General features: G+C 61.2%; 22 protein-coding genes and 1 riboswitch. Of the genes, 6 read left to right on the top strand and 16 right to left on the bottom strand.

Translation table 11 applies throughout. From position 1 onward, the window contains the following. Window positions 1-198 precede the first annotated feature (198 nt). Window positions 199-3,669 carry a PAS domain-containing hybrid sensor histidine kinase/response regulator gene (locus PSH69_RS08555; RefSeq protein ID WP_305411665.1) on the top strand — a complete coding sequence of 1,157 codons (3,471 nt, stop codon included), beginning with the start codon at window positions 199-201 and terminating at the stop codon, window positions 3,667-3,669. Window positions 3,670-3,845: 176 nt separating this feature from the next. Here the strand turns inward: PSH69_RS08555 and rmuC are convergent, their stop codons facing one another. Both rmuC and PSH69_RS08545 read right to left on the bottom strand, forming a co-directional pair. After that, on the bottom strand, window positions 3,846-5,210 hold the full coding sequence (gene rmuC, locus PSH69_RS08550; RefSeq protein WP_169342498.1) for a DNA recombination protein RmuC: 1,365 nt from the start codon (window positions 5,208-5,210) through the stop codon (window positions 3,846-3,848). Window positions 5,211-5,385: 175 nt separating this feature from the next. Then, window positions 5,386-5,709 carry a sel1 repeat family protein gene (locus tag PSH69_RS08545; RefSeq protein WP_305411664.1) on the bottom strand — a complete coding sequence of 108 codons (324 nt, stop codon included), beginning with the start codon at window positions 5,707-5,709 and terminating at the stop codon, window positions 5,386-5,388. A gap of 993 nt (window positions 5,710-6,702) precedes the next feature. On the opposite strand from PSH69_RS08545, the gene PSH69_RS08540 reads away from it, so the two are divergent. From PSH69_RS08540 to PSH69_RS08530, 3 genes are all read left to right on the top strand, one after another. Then, a complete protein-coding gene (locus PSH69_RS08540) occupies window positions 6,703-6,927 on the top strand; it encodes a hypothetical protein (protein WP_007898912.1) in 225 nt (74 codons plus the stop codon). 275 nt (window positions 6,928-7,202) lie between these two features. Further along, window positions 7,203-7,685 (top strand): hypothetical protein, encoded by a 483-nt coding sequence (locus PSH69_RS08535; protein WP_007936111.1) that lies wholly within the window; start codon window positions 7,203-7,205, stop codon window positions 7,683-7,685. A gap of 146 nt (window positions 7,686-7,831) precedes the next feature. Continuing rightward, window positions 7,832-9,103 (top strand): OmpP1/FadL family transporter, encoded by a 1,272-nt coding sequence (locus PSH69_RS08530; protein ID WP_305411663.1) that lies wholly within the window; start codon window positions 7,832-7,834, stop codon window positions 9,101-9,103. An 89-nt stretch (window positions 9,104-9,192) separates the two neighbouring features. Here PSH69_RS08530 and PSH69_RS08525 read toward each other — a convergent pair whose 3' ends face one another. The 14 genes from PSH69_RS08525 to cobO form a co-directional block, all read right to left on the bottom strand. Beyond that, a complete protein-coding gene (locus tag PSH69_RS08525; RefSeq protein ID WP_305411662.1) occupies window positions 9,193-9,744 on the bottom strand; it encodes a glutathione peroxidase in 552 nt (183 codons plus the stop codon). 71 nt (window positions 9,745-9,815) lie between these two features. Beyond that, the gene (locus PSH69_RS08520; protein ID WP_007936107.1) at window positions 9,816-9,938 is read right to left on the bottom strand and encodes a hypothetical protein; all 123 of its coding nucleotides are present in this window, start codon (window positions 9,936-9,938) and stop codon (window positions 9,816-9,818) included. After that, entirely contained in the window at window positions 9,935-11,143 is a 1,209-nt protein-coding gene (locus tag PSH69_RS08515; RefSeq protein ID WP_019648170.1) for an MFS transporter, read from the bottom strand. Before PSH69_RS08515 ends, PSH69_RS08520 begins: the two co-directional genes overlap by 4 nt. 52 nt (window positions 11,144-11,195) lie before the next feature. Next, window positions 11,196-11,600, bottom strand: coding sequence for a MarR family winged helix-turn-helix transcriptional regulator (locus tag PSH69_RS08510; RefSeq protein ID WP_007898923.1), 405 nt, complete (start codon window positions 11,598-11,600; stop codon window positions 11,196-11,198). Window positions 11,601-11,706: 106 nt separating this feature from the next. Next, window positions 11,707-12,438 (bottom strand): adenosylcobinamide-GDP ribazoletransferase, encoded by a 732-nt coding sequence (locus PSH69_RS08505; protein WP_305411661.1) that lies wholly within the window; start codon window positions 12,436-12,438, stop codon window positions 11,707-11,709. Between the two features lie 2 nt (window positions 12,439-12,440). Next, complete coding sequence (cobC, locus tag PSH69_RS08500) at window positions 12,441-13,016, bottom strand: alpha-ribazole phosphatase family protein (RefSeq protein WP_305411660.1); 576 nt, start codon at window positions 13,014-13,016, stop codon at window positions 12,441-12,443. Continuing rightward, entirely contained in the window at window positions 13,013-14,068 is a 1,056-nt protein-coding gene (cobT, locus tag PSH69_RS08495; RefSeq protein ID WP_018925134.1) for a nicotinate-nucleotide--dimethylbenzimidazole phosphoribosyltransferase, read from the bottom strand. The genes cobC and cobT overlap by 4 nt, the downstream gene beginning before the upstream one ends. Beyond that, window positions 14,065-14,586 (bottom strand): bifunctional adenosylcobinamide kinase/adenosylcobinamide-phosphate guanylyltransferase, encoded by a 522-nt coding sequence (gene cobU / locus PSH69_RS08490; protein WP_305411659.1) that lies wholly within the window; start codon window positions 14,584-14,586, stop codon window positions 14,065-14,067. Before cobU ends, cobT begins: the two co-directional genes overlap by 4 nt. A gap of 42 nt (window positions 14,587-14,628) precedes the next feature. After that, window positions 14,629-16,080 (bottom strand): cobyric acid synthase, encoded by a 1,452-nt coding sequence (locus PSH69_RS08485; RefSeq protein WP_305411658.1) that lies wholly within the window; start codon window positions 16,078-16,080, stop codon window positions 14,629-14,631. Then, the gene (gene cobD, locus PSH69_RS08480) at window positions 16,077-17,069 is read right to left on the bottom strand and encodes a threonine-phosphate decarboxylase CobD (RefSeq protein ID WP_305411657.1); all 993 of its coding nucleotides are present in this window, start codon (window positions 17,067-17,069) and stop codon (window positions 16,077-16,079) included. Before cobD ends, PSH69_RS08485 begins: the two co-directional genes overlap by 4 nt. Further along, entirely contained in the window at window positions 17,062-17,970 is a 909-nt protein-coding gene (cbiB, locus tag PSH69_RS08475; protein ID WP_305411656.1) for an adenosylcobinamide-phosphate synthase CbiB, read from the bottom strand. Before cbiB ends, cobD begins: the two co-directional genes overlap by 8 nt. Next, window positions 17,967-18,617 carry a 5,6-dimethylbenzimidazole synthase gene (bluB, locus tag PSH69_RS08470; RefSeq protein WP_019648163.1) on the bottom strand — a complete coding sequence of 217 codons (651 nt, stop codon included), beginning with the start codon at window positions 18,615-18,617 and terminating at the stop codon, window positions 17,967-17,969. The genes cbiB and bluB overlap by 4 nt, the downstream gene beginning before the upstream one ends. Then, window positions 18,614-19,939, bottom strand: a complete 1,326-nt coding sequence (locus PSH69_RS08465; protein ID WP_305411655.1) for a cobyrinate a,c-diamide synthase — start codon at window positions 19,937-19,939, stop codon at window positions 18,614-18,616. The genes bluB and PSH69_RS08465 overlap by 4 nt, the downstream gene beginning before the upstream one ends. Beyond that, complete coding sequence (gene cobO / locus PSH69_RS08460) at window positions 19,936-20,547, bottom strand: cob(I)yrinic acid a,c-diamide adenosyltransferase (RefSeq protein ID WP_007936078.1); 612 nt, start codon at window positions 20,545-20,547, stop codon at window positions 19,936-19,938. Before cobO ends, PSH69_RS08465 begins: the two co-directional genes overlap by 4 nt. Window positions 20,548-20,627: 80 nt before the next feature. Continuing rightward, window positions 20,628-20,862: riboswitch (cobalamin riboswitch) on the bottom strand. A gap of 154 nt (window positions 20,863-21,016) precedes the next feature. Between cobO and PSH69_RS08455 the strand changes: the two genes are divergently transcribed. Together PSH69_RS08455 and PSH69_RS08450 are read left to right on the top strand one after the other, a co-directional pair. After that, window positions 21,017-21,601, top strand: a complete 585-nt coding sequence (locus PSH69_RS08455) for a hypothetical protein (RefSeq protein ID WP_018925127.1) — start codon at window positions 21,017-21,019, stop codon at window positions 21,599-21,601. A 68-nt stretch (window positions 21,602-21,669) separates the two neighbouring features. Further along, the gene (locus tag PSH69_RS08450; RefSeq protein WP_305411654.1) at window positions 21,670-22,983 is read left to right on the top strand and encodes a sorbosone dehydrogenase family protein; all 1,314 of its coding nucleotides are present in this window, start codon (window positions 21,670-21,672) and stop codon (window positions 22,981-22,983) included. Window positions 22,984-23,042: the final 59 nt, after the last annotated feature.

Below are 23,042 nucleotides of genomic sequence, written 5' to 3'. Positions count from 1 at the left end.
CCTTCGCTTGTAGGAGCGAGCGATGCGGCGACCCGACTTGCCCGCGAAGAGGCCCGAAAAGACACCAAAGATCCAACTGACTCCCAACCTGCGACACCCCGCCACGCCACGACCTTGGTCGACACTGACTAACTCAGGCGGTCATGCGAGACTGTCTGGATCGGGCGCAGTCCCGGATGTCTTTTGTCTGGAGTTACCATGTCGCTGTCCACCGGGCTGATCGCCACTGTCGCCCTGGCCTATATGGCCATCCTGTTCGCCATCGCCTTTTACGGCGACCGTCGCAGCACGCCGTTGCCGCCACGGGTGCGTGCCTGGGTGTACAGCCTGTCGCTGGCGGTTTATTGCACCAGCTGGACGTTCTTTGGCGCCGTGGGCCAGGCAGCCGAACAACTCTGGTCCTTCCTGCCGATCTACCTCGGGCCGATCCTGCTGCTGGTGTGCGCGCCGTGGGTCCTGCAAAAAATGGTGATGATCAGCAAGCAGGAGAACATCACCTCCATCGCCGACTTCATCGCCGCCCGCTACGGTAAATCCCAGTCCCTGGCGGTAGTCGTCGCGCTGATCTGCCTGGTCGGCGTACTGCCCTACATCGCTTTGCAGCTCAAGGGTATCGTGCTGGGCGTGAACCTGTTGATCGGTGCCGGCGCCGACGCCATGGGTACGCGCGCGCAGGACACGGCGCTGATCGTCTCCCTGGTCCTGGCGCTGTTCACCATCGTTTTCGGTACCCGCAACCTCGACGCCACGGAACACCACCGCGGCATGGTGCTGGCGATTGCCTTTGAATCGCTGGTCAAGCTGTTCGCTTTTCTCGCGGTCGGCGCGTTCGTGACCTACGGCCTGTACGACGGTTTCGACGACCTGTTCGACCAGGCCATGCTCGCCCCGCGCCTGGAAGCGTACTGGAAGGAAACCATCAACTGGCCGTCCATGGTGGTGCAGACCGGTGTGGCGATGATGGCGATCATCTGCCTGCCCCGGCAGTTCCACGTGACCGTGGTGGAAAACATCGACCCCCAGGATTTGCGCCTGGCCAAGTGGGTGTTCCCGACGTATCTGGCGCTAGCCGCGCTGTTTGTGGTGCCGATTGCACTGGCCGGTCAGATGTTGCTGCCCAGTTCGGTGCTGCCGGACTCATTCGTTATCAGCCTGCCTCTGGCCCAATCTCACCCTGCCCTGGCAATGCTGGCGTTTATCGGCGGCGCTTCGGCGGCGACCGGCATGGTGATCGTTGCCAGCGTGGCGCTATCGACCATGCTCTCCAACGACATGCTGCTGCCATGGCTGCTGCGGCGCAACAACGCCGAACGGCCATTCGAAGTGTTCCGCCAGTGGATGCTTTCGGTGCGCCGGGTGAGCATTGTGGTCATTCTGCTGCTGGCCTACGTCAGCTATCGCCTGCTGGGCTCGACCGCGAGCCTGGCGACCATCGGCCAGATTGCCTTCGCCGCCGTGACCCAACTGGCCCCGGCCATGCTCGGCGCGCTGTACTGGAAACAGGCTAACCGCCGTGGCGTGTTCGCCGGACTGGCCACCGGGACATTCCTCTGGTTCTACACCCTGGTGTTGCCGGTTGCCGCCAACAGCCTCGGCTTGCCCTTGAGCAGTTTTCCGGGCCTGGCCTGGCTGCAAAGCAATCCGCTGAACCTGCCGATCACGCCGCTGACTCAAGGCGTGGTGTTGTCCCTGGCGGGTAACTTCACCTTGTTCGCCTGGGTCTCGGTGCTATCACGCACGCGGGTTTCGGAGCACTGGCAGGCCGGTCGTTTCATCGGCCAGGAAATCAGCCCCCGCCCCAGCGCCCGCTCGATGCTGGCGGTACAGATCGACGATTTGCTGCAACTGGCTGCCCGGTTTGTCGGCGAAGAACGGGCCCGTCAGAGCTTCATCCGTTTCGCCTACCGCCAGGGCAAAGGTTTCAACCCGAACCAGAACGCCGACGGTGAATGGATCGCCCATACCGAACGCTTGCTGGCCGGTGTACTCGGCGCCTCTTCGACTCGGGCGGTGGTAAAAGCCGCCATCGAAGGTCGGGAAATGCAACTGGAGGACGTCGTACGGATCGCCGACGAGACCTCGGAAGTGCTGCAATTCAACCGCGCCCTGCTGCAAGGCGCCATCGAGAACATCACCCAGGGCATCAGCGTAATCGACCAGTCGCTGAAACTGGTGGCCTGGAACCGACGCTACCTGGAGCTGTTCAACTACCCCGACGGTTTGATCAGCGTCGGCCGGCCGATTGCCGACATTATTCGCTACAACGCCGAACGCGGCCTGTGTGGCCCCGGCGAAGCGGAAGTGCATGTCGCCCGCCGCTTGCACTGGATGCGTCAGGGCCGCGCCCATACCTCCGAGCGACTGTTCCCCAACGGCCGAGTGATCGAGCTGATCGGCAACCCGATGCCCGGCGGCGGTTTCGTCATGAGCTTCACCGACATCACCGCGTTCCGCGAAGCCGAGCAGGCGCTGACAGAAGCCAATGAAGGCCTTGAGCGGCGGGTCGCCGAACGGACCCACGAACTGTCACAACTCAACCTTGCCCTGACCGAAGCCAAGGGCACCGCCGAATCGGCCAACCAGTCGAAAACCCGTTTCCTGGCCGCCGTCAGCCATGACTTGATGCAACCGCTGAACGCCGCGCGGCTGTTCTCTGCCGCCCTCTCCCATCAGGAGGAGGGTTTGTCCAGCGAAGCGCAGAAGCTGGTTCATCACCTGGACAGCTCACTGCGTTCGGCCGAAGACCTGATCAGTGATCTGCTGGATATTTCCCGTCTGGAAAGCGGCAAGATCAACCCTGATCGCAAGCCCTTCGCGCTCAATGAGTTGTTTGACACGCTGGGGGCCGAGTTCAAGGCACTGGCTCAGGAACAGGGGCTGAAATTCCGCGTCCGGGGCAGCACGCTACGGGTCGACAGCGACATAAAACTGCTGCGACGGATCTTGCAGAACTTCCTGACCAATGCCTTCCGCTACGCCAGAGGCCCCGTGCTGCTCGGCGTTCGGCGGCGCAACGGCGAGCTGTGCCTGGAGGTCTGGGACCGTGGACCGGGCATTCCGAAAGACAAACAACAGGTGATTTTCGAAGAGTTCAAACGCCTCGACAGCCACCAGACCCGGGCCGAGAAAGGCCTGGGCCTGGGACTGGCGATTGCCGATGGGTTGTGTCGCGTGCTGGGTCACACTTTGCGCGTACGCTCCTGGCCGGGGCGCGGCAGTGTATTCAGTGTCAGCGTGCCGTTGGCTCGGGCACAAGCCGCGGTGCCGGCCAAGGTTGCCGAACTCAATGGCCATTTACTCGGCGGCGCGCAGGTGCTGTGCATCGATAACGAGGACAGCATCCTGATCGGCATGAACAGCCTGCTCACGCGCTGGGGTTGCCAGGTCTGGACCGCGCGCAACCGTGATGAATGCGCGACGCTGCTCAACGACGGGATGCGCCCGCAGTTGGCGCTGGTGGATTACCACCTGGACGATGGCGAGACCGGAACCGACTTGATGGCGTGGTTGCGCACGCAATTGGGCGAGCCGGTGCCGGGGGTGGTGATCAGCGCCGATGGGCGGCCGGAGACCGTGGCCCAGGTGCACGCAGCGGGCCTGGATTACCTGGCCAAACCGGTGAAGCCGGCGGCGTTGCGGGCGTTGTTGAGTCGGCATTTGCCGCTGTAGTACGGCAAGTTTGGTACACACCACTGTGGCGAGGGGGCTTGCCCCCGTTGGGCTGCCAGCAGCCCTGATTTGTGCAGCTTCGGTGTTTCAGGCATACCGCTCTGCCTGCTTTGCGACTGCTTCGCAGCCGAACGGGGGCAAGCCCCCTCGCCACAGATGCCATCGTAAAAGATGGCTTATTCGGGCAACTCGGCCAAGCCATCGACATCCGTCATGGCCCGCTCCAGCAGGTCCGCCGGCAAGCTCTTGCTGGCTCGCGCGCCAAGCAATTTGAGCTGTTCGCTGCGACTGACCAGGTTGCCACGGCCTTCTGTCAGCTTATTACGGGCAGAGCTGTAGGCCTTGTCCAGTTGCTGCAAGCGATTGCCGACCTCATCCAGATCCTGAATGAACAACACGAACTTGTCGTACAGCCACCCGGCGCGCTCGGCGATTTCCCGAGCGTTCTGGCTCTGGCGTTCCTGCTTCCACAGACTGTCGATGACCCGCAAAGTGGCCAGCAACGTGGTCGGGCTGACGATCACGATGTTGCGGTCGAAAGCCTCCTGAAACAACGTCGGCTCAGCCTGTAACGCCGCGGAAAACGCCGCTTCGATCGGGACGAAAAGCAGGACGAAATCCAGGCTGTGCAACCCGTCGAGCCGCTTGTAGTCCTTGCCGGCCAGGCCTTTGACATGATTGCGCAGGGACAGCACGTGCTGCTTGATGGCGATCTGGCCGATGCCGTCGTCTTCGGCGGCCACATATTGCTGATAAGCCGTGAGGCTGACCTTGGAATCGACCACGACCTGCTTGTCGCCGGGCAGGTAAATAATCACATCCGGCTGGAATCGCTCACCGTCCGGCCCCTTGAGATTGACCTGGGTCTGGTACTCGCGCCCCTTCTCCAGGCCCGCGTGTTCAAGCACCCGTTCAAGAATCAGTTCACCCCAGTTGCCTTGGGTTTTCTGCCCTTTCAAGGCGCGGGTGAGGTTGGTGGCTTCGTCGCTCAGGCGCAGGTTCAGTTGTTGCAGACGCTCCAGTTCCTTGGCCAGGGAAAAGCGCTCGCGGGCTTCGGCCTGATAACTTTCCTCGACGCGTTTTTCGAACGACTGGATGCGCTCCTTCAACGGATCGAGCAATTGCCCCAGACGCTGCTGACTGGTTTCGGCAAAACGCTGTTCGCGCTCGTCGAAGATCTTGCCCGCCAGCTCGGCGAATTGCGCTCGCAGCTCGTCTCGCGAGCCTTGCAGGTCGTTGAGGCGCTGCTGATGGCTTTCCTGCTGCTCACGCAACTCGGCGTTGAGGGAGGCAGCCTGAGCGTCCAGGCGACGCAACTCAGCTTCTTTGCCGGCACGTTCGATGTTCCAGGCGTGGGCTGCGTCGCGGGCATCGTCGCGTTCGATCTGCAGCAATTCGACTTCACGGCGCAGGGCGGCCAGATCGGCTTGTTTGGCGGCGTTGGCCTGGCTCAGGTCAGCGACTTCATCACGGCAGGTGTCGAGCTGGGCGTTCAAGCCATCCTGCGTCAATTGGGCCATGGCCAGGCGCTCTTCCAGCAATGCCAGTTCAGCCTGCCCCGTACTCGCCCGACGCTGAAGTTGCCAGGCCAGTACCAGCAACGGCAGTGCAGCGCCCGCCAGCCCCAGCAATGCGCTGGTCAAATCCATCGCCATAGCCACTCCTGCCGATTAGATAAAGCGTGAAGGTTAACCAAGGCGTCAGGTCTTGGACAGCTCAGTCTTCGATCAGGCCGAGTTCCTGCTGGGCGCGTCGGTCCCCGGCGCGCGCAGCCTGGCGCAACAGCTCCTGGCCAATACGGCGATCCCGGGCATTCCCGCATTCGCGGCACATCAATTGGCCGAGGCGGCTTTGCGCGGCCACTACGCCTTCACGGGCAGGTTGCTTGAGTAAACGTCCGGCGAAGTGTTTGACGTTGGGGTTTTCGCCCAGGCGCGGGCTGTCCAGTAGCCACTCGGCCACACGCATCGAAAAGCGCTTGGGTGGGTTAATGCTGGAGGGCGCTGAGGCAGCAGAGACTGGTACTGAGCGAAACTTCATAAAGCACTGTGGGGCAGATCGGAAGGCGCGCCACTCTACTCTTTTTTTCGCACAGGTAAAGTCGAAAAAAGCCTGCACGCCCGTCCTAGAGCAAGCGCTCGGGACAATCCACAGAAGCTGTGGATAACTCAGTGGACAACCGCCCTTGAAGTCGCGCAAAGCCGTATGGAATGGGGCTCGCAGTCAAACTGACGATTTTTTCACCAGTAAAAAAAAGCGATGTTTTTCATTGACTTAAATTTTCGTTACAGGCACCCACCCTCGGTGAAGCGAGGATGACAGTGCGATGACAGTGCGCGCAACTAATGTGCACAAGTACCTGCGAGGCGGTTATATCGGTGCGCTTTTTCGGCGCGTTTTTCCGGTAACGCCTGGGGGTAAACCCGGCAACCCGCGCCACAGATTGATCCTGGCTCTATCGCCCTCTCGGATCAACGGCCGTTTTTCGGGCCATTGCGGGGCACGTCTCGGCCGATGACATTTTCCGACAGCACTGGCGGATGTGGTCGGTCGGCACTCCTGTGTCTTTTTGCGAACAGGCTTCCCTTCGGCCATTCAATCCGTTAGTATCCGCAGCGTTAGTACCAAGCTGAAAGTCAATTCTGGTCGAACAAATCCCCCCGGTCAGCCCTCCCTGAGAGAAGCCTTCACCGACAAAGCGGGATCGACCACCTCGATGGTTTCCAGGTAAATCTTGCGTCAACACAGCCTTTGAATCGAAAGCAAAGGGTGTTGCGAAGTTCACTTACTCTGACCGAACCAACCTGCAAATTGATCAGGATCTTCACCCCGGGCCCAGAACCTTTGCCCCTGATGTGTTGCCTGCCCTCCTAAGTACCTACCTGCCAGCCCAAGCGCGCCAACTTATCAGCGCTTCAAACTGGCTGCTTTGTTCCAGTCGGGTTCTTCGTTCGACCAATGGTGGTCGTCGTCACTGGAACGTTTTAATTTTGCACGGTTCTTATCCCGTGTCGCTTGTAGGAACACCCGATTATGTCTACTCAAATCCACACTCAGGATGCCATTCGCACCCTAACCAACGCTTTTGCTCCAATGAACTGCCTGATCATGGCCGCTCGCAAAGGCTGCTTCAGCTTCACTCTGGTCAACGAACACGGCATCGCTCGTCACAGCGAACGCCTGTACCCCGATCAATACTCCAGCGCCGAACCGCTGCAGGCTGTGATCGAGCGTACTCGCCAGGCACTGGTTGCCTGAGACGCCAGAAAGGCTGAAAACCTCAAAAGCCCTGCTGAAAAGCGGGGCTTTTTATTGCCCGATATTTCTCTTTTAGTCCCTATTGCCTAAGCACTAACCGATATAACAGTTATAACTCGAAGCCGGAAATATTTTAAAAACAGTCCTTTACAGCAAAATAATGACACTACACTTCAACTCAAGCGGCTTGATCCGCTTCCGGCGAGCCTGATTCGATCCACAGCTGCCAAGGCCCCCTTCAGGTATCGCCGACCACTTCATGTTTCGAGGGCGTTATGGGTATCGCTGCCAGCGAACTGTGCCGTTATGTGATCCGTCCGACATTGATCTACCTCGGACGCCATAGCGCGACTGCCGAATCCCTGCTGCTGGGCATCGCCGCCAGTCAGTCAGCCCTTGGTTCAGCCCTGCACGACCGCCGTGGACACGGCTTGTACCGGATCGCCGAGCCCCGCCACCAGGCCCTCTGGGATCACTACCTGGCCCTGGACCCGGAACGGGCGAGCCTGGTTCGCGGCCTGGCCAGCCAGCATGCTTTTCTCAGCGGACCGCATCTGGAATTGACCGTCAACCTGCGTTACGCCACAGCCATCGCCTGGCTGCTGGTAGAAGAACAGAACACTCCCCTCCCCGCCTCCGATGACTTGCTGGGAATGGCCCGAATCTGGCGCCAGACCTTCCAGCCCCAAGGTCGTTTGCGAGACTTCACCTACGCCTGGCAAACCTGTGTTTCATCGTTGAATCAGGTCGCCTGCTGATTCTCCCATTTCCGAAAATCGCCCAACAGGTCGCGATTTTGGTCGGATTGTCCTACAAAACCGCTCTAAATCAAGCGATACGGGCTATGGCGCCCGGACGAAAATGTTGGTAATTTTCGCCCCGGTGATCACCAGGAGTTCTAATAATGAAAAAAGTAATGCTCAAAACCACCCTTAGCCTCGCCGTTGCCTTGGCATCCACCCAGATCTTCGCCAGTGGTTTTGCCATCAACGAACAAAGCATCAGCGGGATGGGTACAGGTTTTGCCGGGCGATCTTCCGCTGCCGACGACGCAAGCACCATTTTCGGCAACCCCGCCGGCATGTCTCGCCTCAAGCGCGAACAAGTGACCGGCGGCGTTGCGCTGCTCGACGCACACACCGACATCAGCCACGCCAGCTCCCGCCCGAACAGCGGCAGCAACGATGGCGACATGGTTCCCTTGGTCGCCGTGCCGATGGGTTACTACGTCAAGCCAATCGATGACCATTGGGCATTCGGTATCGGCATGTACGCCCCGTTCGGCCTGGTGACCGACTACGAAAACGGCTTTGCCGGCCGCTACTTCGGCAGCAAGAGCGAAGTAAAAGTCATTACCTTGCAACCAACTGTCAGCTACGCCTTCAACGACAAGGTGTCGATCGGCTTCGGTCCGACCATCAACCGCATTGAAGGGACCCTGGAATCGAACCTGTCGATTACCCAGGCTGCACCGGACGGCAAGGTCAAAATCAAGGGCGACGACACCGCGCTGGGCTACAACATCGGCGTACTGGTTCAAGCCACCGACAGCACGCGCGTCGGCCTGACCTACCACTCGAAAGTGAAATACAAGCTCGACGGTGACACCAAGGTCAACTACAACGTCCTCGCGGCCGTGGGCCAGAGCCCAAGCCAGAAGTACGATGCTTCGCTGGACCTGACCACCCCTGAGTCGGTGGATCTTTCGCTCACTCACCAGTTCGACGACAAGTGGACCCTCTACGCAGGCAGCACCTGGACTCGCTGGAGCCGCTTGAAAGACATCACTGTCGAAAACAAAGGTGTGCCTAGCATCCTCAATGGCCAGTTCGGCACCATCACCGAAGAACAGAACTGGCACGACACCTGGGCTCATGCCATCGGCGCGTCCTACCAGTTGAACAAGGAATGGGTACTGCGTACCGGCCTGTCCTTCGACCAGGCACCGACCAACAACGTCAACCGCTCCCCACGCATCCCGACCGGCGATCGCAAGATTTTCAGCCTGGGCGCCGGCTGGAGCCCGACCGACGATCTGACCATCGACGTGGCGTACTCGTACTTGCGTGAAGAGTCGGTCAAGATCAACAACAGCAACAACCGTGGCCAGAGCTACAACGCCAAGTATGAAAACTGGGCGAACGGTTTCGGTGTAGGCGCGACCTACCGTTTCTGATCATTCTCGGCGAACCTGAACCCCTCTTCGCCTGAATTGAAAAAGCCCCGCTCTCTTGTACAGAGGCGGGGCTTTTTAGTGCGCGTCGATCAGGGTTTCGAGGCCAGGGCTTTCTCCACCGCCTCGATGAACTCGGGATTGTCGGGCTTGGTCAGGCTGGAGAAATTGGCGATCACATTGCCTTGGCGATCGACCACGTATTTGTAGAAATTCCACTTCGGCGAACTGCTTTGCTCGGCAAGGACCTTGAACAAATGCGTGGCGTCATCGCCGCGGACTTTCTGCGGCTCGGTCATGGTGAAGGTCACGCCATAGTTCACGTAACAGACCTTGGCAGTCTCTGCGCCATCCTTGGACTCTTGCCTGAAGTCATTGGATGGAACACCGACCACTTCAAGCCCTTGATCCTTGTAGCGCTGATACAACGCCTCAAGACCTTTGAACTGCGGGGCGAAGCCACAGAAGCTTGCGGTATTGACCACCACCAACGGCTTGCCGGCGAAGCGCTGGCACAAATCGATGGATTCCTTGGCGCGCAGCTTCGGCAATGAGCCTTGCAACAGCTCCGGGCATTCTGCTGCCTGAGCCAGCCCGGAAAAAACCATCAGCAACGCAGGAACTGCAAGCCAGCGCATCGGCATGTCGGTGCATCCTTGAGCAATCATCAGAACACGAAACTACTCGCCTTCGCCGCTCGCTAGCAAGCAGCTCGCTAGCAAGCACCCATGCCCAGCTGCATCAATGCCAGCCCACCCTGATGCCAGCCCCACCAAACCAGGGCCAGCAGCAATACGCCGACGGCGATGGCTGCCATCCGCGGCCAAAGACTGTTCATGCGGCACTCACCTGGGTTTGCAGGCGCGCTACCGGCTGCTCGCGCACTGGCCAGTTCAGGGCTGCGGCCATCAGACTCAAGAGAATCGCCACCTGCCAGATCAAGTCGTAGCTCCCGGTTCGGTCATACACCACCCCGCCCAACCAGCCGCCGAGGAACGAGCCCAGCTGGTGGAACAGGAAAACAATCCCGCCGAGCATGGACAGATTTCGGACACCGAACAAGGTTGCCACCGTGCCGTTGGTCAAGGGCACCGTCGACAACCAGAGAAAGCCCATGGCCATGCCGAACAAATAGGCCGTGACCTGAGTGACCGGCGCCCAGAGGAACAGCGCAATCACCACCGCCCGCAACAGATACAAACCGGTGAGCAAACGCGGCTTGGACATCCGCCCGCCAAGCCAGCCTGCGGTATAGGTACCGAAGATATTGAACAGCCCGATCAGCGCCAATACCGTGGTGCCGACGGAGGCTGGCAGGTGTTGATCCACCAGATACGCCGGCAGGTGCACACCGATGAACACCACTTGAAAACCGCAGACAAAAAAGCCGAACGCCAACAACCAGAACCCTGAATGGGAGCAGGCTTCGTGTAGCGCTTCAGAGAGGGTTTGCTCATGCCCGAGCACCGGCAACGGCTTGTCTTTAAGCATGCTCACCAGCGGCACGATCAGCGCCACCAGCAGACCCAGCACCAGCAATGCCGCAGACCAGCCCAGCCAGCCGATCAGCCCCAGTGTGCCGGGCAACATGGCGAATTGACCAAAGGAACCGGCAGCACTGGCGATCCCCATGCCCATGCTGCGTTTTTCCGGTGGTACGGCACGGCCGACCACGCCGAGGATCACCGAGAACGAGGTGCCGGACAGGCCGATACCGATCAACAACCCGGCGCTCAGGGACAAGGTCACCGCCGAATCGGACAACCCCATGAACACCAGACCCAGGGCGTACAGAACACCACCGATCAACACCACCTTCGCGGCGCCAAAGCGGTCGGCCAATGCGCCGGTGAATGGCTGCGCCAGGCCCCAGATCAGGTTCTGCAGGGCAATGGCGAAGGCAAACACTTCGCGGCCCCAGCCGAACTCGGCACTCATCGGCGCCAGAAACAGCCCGAAGCCGTGGCGCACCCCCAGGGACAACGCCAGTATCAGCGCACTGCCCAACAGCACCCAACCGCACGTACGCCACATCGATGTCATTGTTGTTCTCCGGTAGCGGGTATATACCCGCTTAAGATCGAAAAAACTGGCCTCAAGCCAGTTCGTCCAGCAGTTTCAGCAAGGTTTCACGCTTCTCGGCACCCAGACGGTCGATCAACCGCTGTTGCGCCGCTTCCCAGGCCGGCAAGGCTGCTGCCAGACGTTCGCGCCCTGTCTCGGTGAGCAGGACGATGCGATTGCGCATGTCTTCGCCCTCGACCAGCGTCACCAGACCTTCACCTTCCAGCACCCGTAGATTGCGCCCCAGGGTGCTGCGATCCAGGCCCATGGCCTCGGCCAGTGTCGAGATGCTCGGCTGATCCAGACGTTGCAGGTTGCACAGCAGAGAATACTGGGCAACGTTGATCCCGAAGCCGTCGAGCGCGCCGTCGTAATGCCTGCTGACGCCACGAGCGGCGCGACGCAGGTTAGTGCACAAACATTGAGAAGGAAGCATGGTGCGTGTATATACCCGCGGTTAAATGAAAGCAAATATTTCGACACATTTTACCTGTAAGAACGAGCAGTGCCGCGATCCGACTTGCCCGCTCCCCCACAGGAATTCAGAGCAGCGCCAATCCCACCAGCAACGCTACTTCCAGCAACTCCAGCAACGCCCCGGCAGTGTCGCCAGTCGTCCCGCCCAATCGCCGCATCATGACTTGCCGCAACCAGACAAACACCACAGCTGCCAGCGCAAGCGCCCACACACCGCTGAGGCCCGCGATCAACACACAGGCCACCGCGCTGATCACCAACACCTGTTTCCCGGCCGAACGTGGCAGATGATCGGCCAGCGCCTGCCCCAATCCACCGGGACGCACGTAAGGTGTAGTCAGGAATAATCCCAACAGCGCGCTGCGAGCAATCAGTGGAACGATGATCAGCACTACGCTGTGCTGCTGCTCGATCAACGCCAGCAATGCGGCGAACTTGAGTAGCAACACCAGCACCAGCGTCACCACCGCGATCGGCCCACTGCGTGGGTCTTTCATGATCGTGAGAGTGCGCTCACGGTCGCCATAACCGCCGAGCCACGCATCGGCGCTATCGGCCAGGCCATCCAGGTGCAACGCGCCACTGAGCAACACCCACACGGTCAGCAGCAACGCCGCGTGAAGCAACAACGGCGCGCCCAGCAACAGCCCGTTCAGCCCCCACAGAATGGCACCGAACAGCACGCCGACCAGCGGATAAAACAACAATGACCGGCCCAACTCCTCGGGCGTCGGCATGCCCGGCAGACGAATCGGCAGGCTGCTCAGAAATTGCAGGGCGATCCAGAACGGCAACATGATCAGATCACTTCCCTTAACAAGACGCCGGGTTCGACCGACAGCGAGAACAACGCGCCATGGCCAACCTCAACGTTGAGCAGCTGTTCACGCGGCAATCCGCGCGCTTGCGCCAGCAACAATCGCATGACGCCGCCATGGCTGATCAGCAGGACCCGCTCACCTGAATAGGCCGCGTGCAACCGCTCAATGGCCGCCAACACCCGCGTCGAAAAGTCGGCAACCGGCTCACCATCAGGCGGCGTAAACGAATAGGGATCGGCCCAGAACAAGCCCAATGCCTCGGCGCTGGTTTCCATCAGCGCCGCGGCGCTCTGCCCTTCCCAGGCGCCGAAATGCAGCTCTTGCAGATCCTTTTCCAGCTGCACCGGCAAACCCAATTGCGCCCCAAGCTCTTGCGCGAAGCGTGCACAACGCTGCAACGGCGAGCTGACCAAACGATCCCAAGGGCCCTGCTCAACCACCGCAGCGCGCATCTGCTCCCAGCCCTTGCCGGTCAGCGCGTCATCGAGGCTGCCGCGCAGGCCGCCACCGAGTTCGGTTTCGCCATGACGCAACAGGTCCAGGCGCAAGGTCATGCCGGGCGATCCGCCACTGCGGCTTCGGCGAATGTTGCCATCTGCCCGTGCAGGTCGCAGGCCAGGCGCAGCAATGGCACGGCCAACGCCGCACCACTGCCCTCGCCCAACCGCAGGCCGAGGTCCAGCAACGGTTCGGCGTTCAGGGTTTCCAGCACATGGCGATGACCCGGCTCGGCACCACGATGACCGAACAGCAACCACTCACGACAGGCCGGATTCAGACGCACCGCCACCAGCGCGGCAACGCTGCAAATAAACCCGTCGACCAACACCGCGACACCTTCCTGAGCACAAGCCAGGTACGCGCCAACCAGCGCAGCGATTTCGAAACCGCCGAGGTTGAACAAGGTTTGCAGCGCATCGCCACGTTGAGCGCCATGCAATGCCAAGGCGCGTTCGATGACCTGGGCTTTATGGCTGACACCTGCAGCGTTCAGGCCGGTGCCCGGCCCGGCCAGGTGCACCACCGGGCAATCGAGCAACGCACAGGCCAAGGCGCTGGCCGCCGTGGTATTGCCGATGCCCATTTCGCCGCCGATGAACAACTGCGCGCCTGCCGCGATGGCGCGTTGCACACTGTCGCGACCTGCCTGCAAAGCGAGTTCGCCCTGGGCCTGAGTCATCGCCGGGCCCTGGACGAAATTCGCCGTGCCCGGGCCGACGTTCAGGTGACGCACACCCGGCAGATTCAACGACGGCGTAACGGTGCCGAGGTCGACCACTTCAAGGGACGCGCCCAACTGCCGCGCCAACACGCTGATCGCCGCGCCGCCGCTGACGAAGTTGTGCAACATCTGCCCGGTGACTTCCTGCGGAAACGCCGACACCCCTTCGGCGACCACGCCATGGTCACCGGCAAAAATCGCGATCCACAGCTGATCGAGGGTCGGCTTGACCTGCCCTTGCAACCCGGCCAGTTGCACCGCCACCGCTTCGAGCTGGCCGAGGGAACCGGCAGGCTTGGTCAGTTGCTGTTGACGCGCCTGCGCCTGTTCGACCACTTGTGCATCGATTGGCTTGCACGGGTTCAGCCACCAGGTGTGAGTCATAACGCAGTTCCTTTCAAAGTCAGGGGCAGGCCGGCGACGGTCAGGACGACACGTTGGCAGCGCTCGGCCAAGGCTTGATGCAGCCAACCGGCTTCATCGACATAGCGGCGAGTCAATTCGCCCAGCGGCACGACACCCATTCCGGTCTCGTTGCTGACAAGAATGATTTCACCCGGCAACGACGCCAGGCAGTCCAGCAGGGCTTCGCGCTCGGCCGACAGGCGCTCGGCGCTATCGAGCATCAGCAGATTGGTCAGCCACAGCGTCAGGCAATCCACCAGCAGGCAACGGTCGACGCCGGCGCTTTCGCGCAGTACGCGGGCCAGCTCCAGCGGTTCTTCGATCAACGCCCAGTCGGCCGGACGACGGGCACGGTGATGGGTCACTCGCTCGTTCATTTCACCGTCCAGGGGTTGGCTGGTGGCGATATAAGTGACGTGGAGCTGGCTGTCAGTCGCCAGCTTTTCAGCCAGACGACTTTTGCCGGAGCGGGCGCCGCCGAGGATCAGTTGCAGCATGGTTGATTCCTTAAAATCTTCGATGAGGCCAGTGCAGCCACCTCAAAAACCGCAGAGTTCACGCAACAGCGAGGTATCCAGATGCTTCTCCACCAGGTCCGCCAACCGCTCGATATCGCGCTCGCGCAACCCGTGGTAATCCACCTCCTGCACCTCCTGCAAACCAGCCCAGCGCAACAGTGCACTGCACGCCGCCGGTGATTCGAACAGGCCATGCAGGTACGTACCGAAAATCTGCCCATCGGCACTTCGCGCACCATCGCAGCGACCATCGTCCAGCTGCACGGCGGCGTTTTCCAGCGCCGGCCCGGTGGTCACGCCGGCATGAATTTCATAGCCGCTGACCTGCGCATCTTCCAGCGCCAGACGCCCACGCACGTTGCGCAACTGCTTCTCTTCTTCGAGCTGCGTTTCGAACGCCAGCAAGCCCAAACCGGCACTGGAACCCGGCGCGCCTTCAAGGCCCAGCGGGTCATGCACCTGCTCGCCGAGCATTTGCAGGCCGCCGCAGATTCCCAGCACTTTGCCGCCGTAGCGCAAGTGCCGCGCGATCGCCGAGTCCCAGCCGTTGCTCCGCAGGTACGCGAGGTCGCTGCGTACGCTTTTCGAACCTGGGAGAATTATCAGGTCGGCCGATGGAATCGCCTGGCCAGGGCCGATGAATTGCAGGTCCACTTGCGGATGCAGGCGCAGTGGATCGAAATCGGTGTGGTTGCTGATGCGCGGCAGCACCGGCACCACCACGTTGAGCACTTGATCGGCCTTGTCGCTCTGACGTTGATCGAGGCCGTCCTCGGCCTCAAGATGCAGGTCCATCACATAAGGCAAAACGCCGATCACCGGTTTGCCGGTGCGCGCTTCCAGCCAGTCCAGCCCCGGTTGCAGCAAGGCGATATCGCCGCGAAAGCGGTTGATGATGAAGCCTTTGACCCGCGCCTGTTCGCTGGGCGACAGCAGCTCCAGCGTACCGACCAAATGCGCGAAAACCCCGCCGCGATTGATGTCGGCAATCAGCACCACCGGGCAGTCCACCGCCTCGGCAAACCCCATGTTGGCGATGTCGCCGGCGCGCAGGTTGATCTCGGCCGGCGAGCCCGCCCCTTCAACCATCACCAGCGGATACGCCGCGCTCAGCCGTTCATGGGAGGCCAGCACCGCCTGCATGGCGATGGCTTTGTAGTCGTGATAGGCGACGGCATTCATGGTGGTGACGGCGCGACCATGGATGATCACTTGGGCGCCGGTATCACTGTTGGGTTTAAGCAGCACCGGGTTCATGTCGGTGTGCGGTTCAAGGTTTGAAGCCTGGGCCTGCACCGCCTGAGCGCGACCAATCTCGCCACCGTCGGCGGTCACCGCACTGTTGAGGGCCATGTTCTGCGGCTTGAACGGCACCACGCTCACGCCTTGGCGCGTGACCCAGCGACACAGCGCCGTCACCAGTGTGCTTTTACCGGCGTCGGATGTGGTGCCTTGAACCATCAACGTTGTCATGGGTTTTCCTTGGCATAGATTTGCAGGGCTTGTTCGAGGCGCGACCAGTCCGTTTCATCCGCAGGTAAACCAAAACGCAGGCTGCTGTTGTGGGTGAACAACCGCAGCAGAATGCCGCGCCGGGCCATGAATTCATGCAGCGCTTCGGCGCGCTCGGTGATCAGCCACTGGAACAACGCACAGCCGCCCTGAGGCTTGAAACCATACTGCTCAAGCAGCAGCGCCAGACGCTCGCCAGCTTCGTCAGTGCGAATGCGCTGTCGGGTGTGCCCGTCCGTATCCGTCAGGCAAGCCTGGCCCAGTACGCGGGTCGGCCCACTGACCGCCCAAGGCCCGACTTGCTCGGCCAGCAGTTTGAGCAACTTGCGCTCGGCCAGCACAAACCCTAGCCGCACACCGGCCAGGCCGAAAAACTTGCCGAAGGAACGCAGCACGATCAAGCCGATCTGGTTGGTGAACGGCGCCAGACTCAAATGCGGTGTGTTGTCCATGAACGCCTCGTCCACCACCAACCAGCCACCGCGCTGGGCCAGCCGCGCGTGCCAATCCAGCAGACGGGCCGGGGTCAGGCTCAGCCCCGTGGGATTGTTCGGATTGACCACCACCAGCACATCGAGGTTGTCGAGAAAGAAATCGACTTCCGACTCCAGGACTTCACGCACGACATAACCGTTGCGGCGCCAGGCTTCGGCGTGCTCGGCGTAACACGGCGACAGCACACCGACCTTGCCGGCCCGGCGCAAACGCGGCAGCAACTGAATCGCCATTTGTGAACCGGCCACTGGCAACACCTGAGCCGCACCGTAATAGTCGCAGGCGGCTTGCTCCAGACCGTCATCGGTTTCCGGCAGACGTGCCCAGGCCCGCAGCGGGATATCCGGAACCGGGAATGGCCAGGGCGCAAGACCACTGGACAGGTCGAGCCAATCGGCTTCGGCGATGCCGTATTCAAGTGCTGCCTTGCGCAACCGGCCACCGTGCTCAAGCATAGAATTCAGCCCCCACGCAGAGAATCAGCAGCCATAACCATACCCCGCGCTGGACCAATTGCCAGCCACGATCGATGGAGTCGGCATCCGCCGGCACGCCTTCGCCCAACTGCGGACGCTGATGCAGTTCGCCGTGATAAATCGCCGCCCCGCCCAACTCGACACCCAACGCACCGGCACCAGCCGCCATCACCGGCCCGGCATTCGGGCTGTCCCAGGTCGGCCCCTGGGTGCGCCAGCATTTCAGCGCCAGTCGGGTTTTGCCCAACAGTGCGTAGGTCAACGCCACCAGGCGTGCAGGAATGTAGTTCAGGACATCGTCGATCTTTGCGGCAGCCCAGCCGAAACGCTCGAAGCGTTCGTTGCGATAACCCCACATCGCATCCAGGGTGTTGCTCAGACGATAGAGCGCCACACCGGGCGCACCCGCCACGGCAAACCAGAACAGCGCGGCGAACACTGCATCGCTGCCGTTCTCCAACACCGATTCGGTGGCGGCGCGGGCGACTTCGGTTTTGTCCAGTTCGCTGGTCTGACGGCTGACCAGATAACCGACGCGTGTGCGCGCCTCAACCAGATCATCGCTGCGCAGGGCCTTGGCCACCGGCTCGACATGCTCGCCGAGGCTGCGCATGCCAAGCGCGCAATAGAGCGCGAGAATCTCGACGATCCAGCCAACGTAAGGTGCCCAGGACAACGCGGTGACCAGCAAGGTCAGCGGCACGACCGCCATCACCCAGGCCGTCACCCCGTGACTGCGCCAGCCGCGGCCAGCGGAGTTGAAACGTTGTTCGATGCGATCGGCAAAACGACCGAACGCCACCAGCGGATGCCAGCGCTTGGGTTCACCCAGCAGCGCATCCAGCGCGACCGCGGCGACACTCAACAACGCCACACTCATTGACTCACTCCCCAATAATTTTCATACAGCAACTCGTTGAGCGGACGCGCCTGCGCCCAGCCTTCGAGTACCAGCATCGGCGCTGGATAGAATTCCTTGACCGGCCCCAGGCAAAGAACGGCCAAAGGCTTGGCCCCGACCGGTAAACCCAACAGGTTCGCCAAGGCTTGCGGTTCGAACAGCGACACCCAGCCCATGCCCAGGCCTTCGGCGCGGGACGCCAGCCACAGGTTCTGGATGGCACAGGACAGCGAGGCCATGTCCATTTCCGGTAACGTACGACGGCCGAAGATATGCCGTTCGCGATCGTCCATCAGCGCAGCGACCAGCACTTCGGCGCAGTCTTGGATGCCTTCGACCTTGAGCTTCATGAACTCGTCGGAGCGCTCGCCGAGGGCTTCGGCGGTGCGGACGCGTTCTTCCTCCACCAGTTGCTGGATCTTGCCGCGCAGCGCCCGGTCGCTGATGCGGATGAACCGCCAGGGCTGCATCAGGCCGACGCTCGGCGCCTGGTGCGCGGCTTCGAGCAGGCGCCTCAGTAACTCGGGCTCAACCGTGCCGCCACTGAAGTGGCGCATGTCACGACGCTCGCCGATGGCTCGGTAGACCGCATCGCGTTCGGCTTCGGAAAAGGCGTTTTCTGTCATGGCCTGCTCGCGATGACGGCTTCACGATCGGGCGCCAACAACGCAGCAATCGCCGCCGGATTGGACGGAAAATAAAAGTGCACATAAGAGGCCGTCATCCGCCCCTCACGATAAACCGCCTCTGCCCCTCGCCCGCCATTGGGGCTCAGGCCACGCGCAATCGGCTCAAGCTCGGTGCTGGTCAGCGAGTGGTGATAGGTGTGCCCGCGCAGCAAACCTTCAGGCAGTTCCACCGCCTGCAAGGCCAACGCCGCCAGACGCTTCTGCATCACCGCATCACCGGTCAACAAGCCAACCAGCTCAGCGCGAGTACCCTCGACATCGGTCAACGAGTCCAGCAGGTACAGCATGCCGCCACACTCGGCCAGCAACGGTTTGCCCGCTGCGTGGTGATCGCGAATGGCGATCAGCATTGGCGTATTTTGTGACAACGCCACATGGTGCAATTCAGGGTAACCGCCCGGCAGATAAAGGCTGTCTGCCTCCGGCAACTCGCGGTCGCGGATCGGCGAGAAGAAAGACAACTCGGCGCCCATCGCCCGCAGCAGATCCAGGCTCGCGCCGTAGGTAAACGCAAAGGCTTCGTCCCGGGCCACGGCAATCCGCACACCGGCCAGCAATGGTTCGGCGGCGATCACTTCAGGCGCGGCGAATTCCACGGCAGGTGGTAACGCCACGTCGCAACTGCTGGCCAGCGAGGCGGCGGCTGCATCGAGACGCAGATCGAGATCATTCAATTCGCTGGCCTGTACCAGGCCAAGATGCCGACTCGGCAATTCGATGCCGGTTTCCCGGGACAGCGCGCCGTACCAACGCAAGCCTTCTGTCAGGCTGCCTTCGAGCAATTGCGCATGACGCAGGGTGCCAACCCGGTTGGCCAACACACCGGCAAACGGCAAATCCGGCTGATAGCGCGCCAGCCCCAGGGCCAGTGCGCCAAACGTCTGCGCCATGGCGGTGCCGTCGATCACGCCGAGCACCGGAACACCGAAATGCCGCGCCAGGTCGGCGCTGGACGGCGTACCGTCGAACAGTCCCATGACGCCTTCGATGAGAATCAGGTCAGCTTCGCCAGCAGCTTCCCACAACAGACGACGACTTTCCTGCTCGCCAACCATCCACATGTCCAGTTGATAAACCGGTGCACCGCTGGCGCGCTCGAGAATCATCGGGTCGAGAAAGTCCGGGCCGCATTTGAACACGCGCACCTTGCGCCCCTGATTGCGATGCAAACGGGCGAGCGCGGCGGTGACGGTGGTCTTGCCCTGACCGGAGGCCGGCGCGGCAATCAGTACCGCCGGGCATTGACGTGGTTGATTCACAACTCGACGCCTTTTTGCGCCTTGATCCCGGCCTGGAAGGCGTGCTTGATCATGCCCATTTCGGTGACGGTGTCAGCCAGTTCAATCATCTCCGGTTTGGCGCCACGGCCAGTGACCACCACATGCTGCATCGGCGGACGGGCCTGCAAGTCGCTAAGCACCTGATCGAGATCGAGGTAGCCGTGCTTGAGGGCGATGTTCAATTCATCGAGTACCACCAGGCCAATCGACGGATCGCTCAGCAGTTCGCGGGACACCGCCCACGCAGCTTCGGCGGCGGCAATGTCACGCTGGCGGTCCTGGGTTTCCCAGGTGAAGCCCTCGCCCATCACATGAAAACGCACTTGCTCCGGAAAGCGCCGGAAGAACAACTCCTCGCCGGTGCTGCTGCGCCCCTTGATGAACTGCACCACGCCACATTGCATGCCGTGGCCCATGGAGCGCGCCAGCATGCCGAACGCCGAACTGCTCTTGCCTTTGCCGTTGCCGCTCAGCACCAGCAGTAGGCCGCATTCATTCGGCGAATTGGCGATGCGTTCGTCGATCACGGCTTTTTTGCGCAGCATGCGCGCCAGATGGCGTTCGTCACGATCGGGGGTATCAGTCATGGGGGAGCTCTCCGTTGAGGCTGGATAACGGCGGGCAGGCACAAGAATAGACGGCAAGAAGCCTGGCATCGCCCACCGTGATGCCGCTGAATGGATCAGGCCGGTCTCCGGGCTCATGAGCGGCTCGGGGCCAACTGCGCGCCTTCCCGCATCGTTCATCGACACAGTGGCATCAGGCGCAGTCTTCACTCATTTACCGTTGCGGGGGCAGCGCCGGGATCGTGATCATTCTTCGCTGGAAGAAATCCACTCACCGGCTTCCCTGTTTCACTCTGTCGACCAAGGCCACAGAGCACCTGAAACAAGCCGCGAAGGTTAGAGGGTTGGGGGTGGAGCGTCAATTAAAGACGGGACGCCTTCCGGCGAATAACTGCCGCCGATCAATTATCTGACGCCAATCTTGTGCCACACTGCCAGCAGTGATATCAAAGAGCCACAACCTCATAACACAATAACAAGGGTGAGCCACATGCAAGGCATGATCATCAGCAATCCGAAGCTGGAATTCCTGCGCCCGGTGCTGGAACGCTGGTTTGACTGTATCGACCGCTACAACGCCGTGCGCGGCGATAACGATACGCCTTACTGGTACGACGAAAACGCCAACCTCGGCCTGCTCTCTGCCGCAGCCTGGATGGCGGAAATGGTCACGCTGCAGCAAACACCGTCGCGCAAACAGACCGAAGAAGGCGAACGCAACGCCCGCGCCGATCTGTTTATCGCCACCAGCGAAGAACGCGCGTACCTGCAGGCCACCCAGCGCTGGCCGCGGGTCAACAACCTGAACCTGACCCAGGCACTGGCGGACATCACCAGCGACGCGAAGCGCATCAGCTACGCCAGCGACCTGAAACTCGGCTGCCTGTTTGTCGCCCCACAAAAAGCCCAGCACAGCGCTACCCCAGAAGAACTCCAGGACATGCTCGACGACCTGCAAAAGGAACACACCTGCGCCGTGGCCTGGTATTTCCCTTACGCCTACCGCAAGTTGCGCAATGAAGCCGGCAACTACCATCCGGGGATCGCCGTGCTGTTCAAGGAAGCCCGCGGCTGACCGGTTGAACCATCACGCATCTACGCTTCTCTATGATTACGTCAATGCATTCATAGGGAAGATCAGTAATGCGCAAACTCCAGCTCGTTTTCATCATCGCGCTCGCCGGAGGGCTCGCCGCCTGTGGTGAAACCTCCAGCCTGCAAGTCTCGGACGGCACCGGACCGTCGCCCAAGCTGCCGGAACCGAACAAAACCCTGATCCCGACGGTGAACATCGCCCCGGCAATCGGCTGGCCTCAAGATAAAAAACCCGTCGCCGCCGCAGGCACTCAAGTAGTCGCGTTTGCCGAAGGCCTCGAGCATCCGCGCTGGCTCTACGTGCTGCCCAACGGCGACGTACTGGTGGCCGAAACCAACGCGCCATCCAAATCCGATGACAGCAAAGGCATTCGCGGCTGGATCATGGGCAAAGTCATGGGCCGCGCCGGGGCCGGCGTCCCCAGCCCCAACCGCATCACTCTGCTGCGGGACAAGGACCACGACGGCGTCGCCGAAACCCGCACGGTGTTCCTGGAAAACCTCAACTCGCCTTTCGGCATGACCCTGGTTGGCAAAGACCTGTATGTCGCCGACACCGACCGCTTGCTGCGTTTTCACTATGAAAACGGCGAGACAGCGATCAAGTCGCAGCCGATCAAAGTGGTCGATTTGCCGGGCGGCTCGCGAAATCACCACTGGACCAAAAACGTCATCGCCAGCAAGGACGGCAGCAAGCTGTACGTCACCGTGGGCTCGAACAGCAACGTCGGTGAAAACGGCATGGATCAGGAGGAAGGTCGCGCGGCAATCTGGGAAGTCGATCGCGCCACCGGCAACCATCGAATCTTCGCCTCGGGGATTCGCAACCCGAACGGCCTGGCCTGGGAGCCGCAAAGTGGTGCTCTGTGGACCGCAGTCAACGAGCGTGACGAAATCGGCAGCGACCTGGTGCCGGACTACATCACTTCAGTGAAGGACGGCGGGTTCTATGGCTGGCCTTACAGCTATTACGGGCAACATGTCGATGTTCGCGTCGAGCCACAAAACCCTGATCTGGTCGCCAAGGCCATTGCACCGGACTACGCAGTGGGGCCCCATACCGCGTCGCTGGGCCTGACGTTCGCCGAAGGCAGCAAGTTGCCCGCGCCGTTCACCCAAGGCGCCTTCATCGGCCAGCATGGCTCGTGGAACCGTAAACCGCACAGCGGCTACAAAGTGATTTTCGTGCCGTTCAGCGCCGGCAAACCGAGCGGGCAGCCGCTGGATGTGCTGACCGGCTTCCTCAACGATGAAGGAAAAGCCATGGGTCGGCCGGTGGGCGTGGTGATCGATCAGCAGGGCGGCTTGTTGGTGGCGGATGATGTGGGGAACAAGATTTGGCGCGTTAGCGCGGCAAAATAATGTGATTACTGCAAGACGATAACCCTGTGGGAGCTCCCACAGGGGATCAGCGTTTACGA

It is taken from the genome of Pseudomonas sp. FP1740, from assembly GCF_030687165.1.
Taxonomy (GTDB): Bacteria; Pseudomonadota; Gammaproteobacteria; order Pseudomonadales; family Pseudomonadaceae; genus Aquipseudomonas.
Note: the sequence above shows the minus strand (reverse complement) of the source record. Positions and strands in the feature narration are given on the sequence as shown.

Bases quoted from the DNA above. Each gene is read 5' to 3' on its own strand.
- PSH69_RS08555 (WP_305411665.1), top strand. From the start codon at position 199: ATGTCGCTGTCCACCGGGCTGATCGCCACTGTCGCCCTGGCCTATATG.
- PSH69_RS08545 (WP_305411664.1), bottom strand. From the start codon at position 5,709: ATGAAGTTTCGCTCAGTACCAGTCTCTGCTGCCTCAGCGCCCTCCAGC.
- PSH69_RS08540 (WP_007898912.1), top strand. From the start codon at position 6,703: ATGTCTACTCAAATCCACACTCAGGATGCCATTCGCACCCTAACCAAC.
- PSH69_RS08535 (WP_007936111.1), top strand. From the start codon at position 7,203: ATGGGTATCGCTGCCAGCGAACTGTGCCGTTATGTGATCCGTCCGACA.
- PSH69_RS08530 (WP_305411663.1), top strand. From the start codon at position 7,832: ATGAAAAAAGTAATGCTCAAAACCACCCTTAGCCTCGCCGTTGCCTTG.
- PSH69_RS08525 (WP_305411662.1), bottom strand. From the start codon at position 9,744: ATGCCGATGCGCTGGCTTGCAGTTCCTGCGTTGCTGATGGTTTTTTCC.
- PSH69_RS08520 (WP_007936107.1), bottom strand. From the start codon at position 9,938: ATGAACAGTCTTTGGCCGCGGATGGCAGCCATCGCCGTCGGCGTATTG.
- PSH69_RS08515 (WP_019648170.1), bottom strand. From the start codon at position 11,143: ATGACATCGATGTGGCGTACGTGCGGTTGGGTGCTGTTGGGCAGTGCG.
- PSH69_RS08510 (WP_007898923.1), bottom strand. From the start codon at position 11,600: ATGCTTCCTTCTCAATGTTTGTGCACTAACCTGCGTCGCGCCGCTCGT.
- PSH69_RS08505 (WP_305411661.1), bottom strand. From the start codon at position 12,438: ATGTTGCCGTTCTGGATCGCCCTGCAATTTCTGAGCAGCCTGCCGATT.
- cobC (WP_305411660.1), bottom strand. From the start codon at position 13,016: ATGACCTTGCGCCTGGACCTGTTGCGTCATGGCGAAACCGAACTCGGT.
- cobT (WP_018925134.1), bottom strand. From the start codon at position 14,068: ATGACTCACACCTGGTGGCTGAACCCGTGCAAGCCAATCGATGCACAA.
- cobU (WP_305411659.1), bottom strand. From the start codon at position 14,586: ATGCTGCAACTGATCCTCGGCGGCGCCCGCTCCGGCAAAAGTCGTCTG.
- PSH69_RS08485 (WP_305411658.1), bottom strand. From the start codon at position 16,080: ATGACAACGTTGATGGTTCAAGGCACCACATCCGACGCCGGTAAAAGC.
- cobD (WP_305411657.1), bottom strand. From the start codon at position 17,069: ATGCTTGAGCACGGTGGCCGGTTGCGCAAGGCAGCACTTGAATACGGC.
- cbiB (WP_305411656.1), bottom strand. From the start codon at position 17,970: ATGAGTGTGGCGTTGTTGAGTGTCGCCGCGGTCGCGCTGGATGCGCTG.
- bluB (WP_019648163.1), bottom strand. From the start codon at position 18,617: ATGACAGAAAACGCCTTTTCCGAAGCCGAACGCGATGCGGTCTACCGA.
- cobO (WP_007936078.1), bottom strand. From the start codon at position 20,547: ATGACTGATACCCCCGATCGTGACGAACGCCATCTGGCGCGCATGCTG.
- PSH69_RS08455 (WP_018925127.1), top strand. From the start codon at position 21,017: ATGCAAGGCATGATCATCAGCAATCCGAAGCTGGAATTCCTGCGCCCG.
- PSH69_RS08450 (WP_305411654.1), top strand. From the start codon at position 21,670: ATGCGCAAACTCCAGCTCGTTTTCATCATCGCGCTCGCCGGAGGGCTC.